At 46.8% G+C, this 2,442-nt stretch carries 1 tRNA gene and 1 rRNA gene; both read right to left on the reverse strand.

Annotated elements, in window-relative coordinates:
- Positions 1-2,115 (reverse strand): 23S ribosomal RNA (locus RT41_RS10065); the annotation flags it as partial.
- A gap of 161 nt (positions 2,116-2,276) precedes the next feature.
- Positions 2,277-2,349: transfer RNA gene (locus RT41_RS10070), tRNA-Ala, on the reverse strand.
- Positions 2,350-2,442: the final 93 nt, after the last annotated feature.

Raw genomic sequence — 2,442 nt, forward strand, 5'->3', positions numbered from 1 at the left:
CCTATCCTGTACATGACTTACAGGTACTCAATATCAAGCTACAGTAAAGCTCCATGGGGTCTTTCCGTCCTGTCGCGGGTAACCTGCATCTTCACAGGTACTAAAATTTCACCGAGTCTCTCGTTGAGACAGTATCCAAATCATTACGCCTTTCGTGCGGGTCGGAACTTACCCGACAAGGAATTTCGCTACCTTAGGACCGTTATAGTTACGGCCGCCGTTTACTGGGGCTTCAATTCAATGCTTCGTTTCCTGACATCTCCTCTTAACCTTCCAGCACCGGGCAGGCGTCACCCCCTATACATCACCTTGCGGTTTAGCAGAGAGCTGTGTTTTTGATAAACAGTTGCTTGGACCTTTTAACTGCGGCTCACTTGCGTGAGCACCCCTTCTCCCGAAGTTACGGGGTCATTTTGCCGAGTTCCTTAACGAGAGTTCTCTCGATCACCTGAGGCTACTCGCCTCGACTACCTGTGTCGGTTTGCGGTACGGGAAGTATTGAGTATAGTTAGAAGCTTTTCTTGGCAGTGTGACATCAGGGACTTCGATTCCGAAGAATCTTCCCCATCACAGCTCAACGTTAAAGGGAGATGCATTTTACACAACCCACGCCTCACTGCTTAGACCAGAATCCATTAACTGGCATCCCTTAGCCTACTGCGTCACTCCATCACGACAATACTTGTACAGGAATATCAACCTGTTGTCCATCGACTACGCCTTTCGGCCTCGCCTTAGGTCCCGACTAACCCAGGGTGGACGAGCCTTCCCCTGGAAACCTTAGTCATACGGTGGACAAGATTCTCACTTGTCTTTCGCTACTCATACCGGCATTCTCACTTGTAATCGCTCCAGCGCTCCTCACGGTACACCTTCATCGCTGATTACAACGCTCTCCTACCATTGATTAAATCAATCCAAAGCTTCGGTAATATGTTTAGCCCCGGTACATTTTCGGCGCAGGGTCACTCGACTAGTGAGCTATTACGCACTCTTTGAATGATAGCTGCTTCTGAGCTAACATCCTAGTTGTCTGTGCAACTCCACATCCTTTTCCACTTAACATATATTTTGGGACCTTAGCTGTTGGTCTGGGCTGTTTCCCTTTCGACTACGGATCTTAGCACTCGCAGTCTGACTGCCGAACATGTATACTAGCATTCGGAGTTTATCTGAAATTGGTAATCCAAGACGGACCCCTCATCCAAACAGTGCTCTACCTCCAGTATACTTACATTTCGACGCTAGCCCTAAAGCTATTTCGGAGAGAACCAGCTATCTCCCAGTTCGTTTGGAATTTCTCCGCTATCCACAAGTCATCCAAACACTTTTCAACGTGTCCTGGTTCGGGCCTCCAGTGCGTTTTACCACACCTTCACCCTGCTCATGGATAGGTCACTAGGTTTCGGGTCTACAACATGTTACTATGGCGCCCTATTCAGACTCGGTTTCCCTACGGCTCCGCCTCTTCAGCTTAACCTCGCAACATATCATAACTCGCCGGTTCATTCTACAAAAGGCACGCTCTCACCCATTAACGGGCTCGAACTTCTTGTAGGCACACGGTTTCAGGTGCTATTTCACTCCCCTCCCGGGGTTCTTTTCACCTTTCCCTCACGGTACTGGTTCACTATCGGTCATTAAGGAGTATTTAGGCTTGGGAGATGGTCCTCCCGGATTCAAACTAGATTTCGCGTGTCTAGCCCTACTCAGGATCCTGCTAGGTATTAATTGATTTTTAACTACAAGACTATTACTTTCTTTGGTTCATCTTCCCAGATGATTCGTCTAATCAATCAAATTCCACATTGCAGTCCTACAACCCCAAAGAGCAAGCTCTTTGGTTTGGCCTCTTCCGCGTTCGCTCGCCGCTACTGACGGAATCATTCTTATTTTCTTTTCCTGCAGGTACTTAGATGTTTCAGTTCTCTGCGTTACCTTCTCACAACCTATGTATTCAGTTGTGGATACTAGCCATTAGCTAGTGGGTTTCCCCATTCGGAGACCGAGGGATCAATGCGAACTTACTGCTCCCCCTCGAATATCGTCGTTAGTCACGTCCTTCTTCGGCTCTTAATGCCAAGGCATCCACCGTGCGCCCTTATTAACTTTGCCAAAACTCTAAAGGTATGAATCTTCTTCGTTTATTTCAAGTATAAGTTTTTTTGTTCTCTTAAAAGTTTCCTCTTAAAATCACAGCTTTTCGGTTTATTTATCGTTATAAGATATTGTTATTTAGTTTTCAATGATCAAGTATTGGACACCAATGTGTCCAATGGAGAATAGCGGGATCGAACCGCTGACCTCCTGCGTGCAAAGCAGGCGCTCTCCCAGCTGAGCTAATTCCCCACAAAGGCCTATCCCTTACGTGGTAATGGTCTTAGACCACTCAAAACTGAATAAAGTAAAATTCCTCGCTTGTTTTATTCCTTAGAAAGGAGG

The organism is Lactococcus fujiensis JCM 16395 (genome assembly GCF_002441655.1).
In the GTDB taxonomy this organism is placed as follows: Bacteria; Bacillota; Bacilli; order Lactobacillales; family Streptococcaceae; genus Lactococcus; species Lactococcus fujiensis.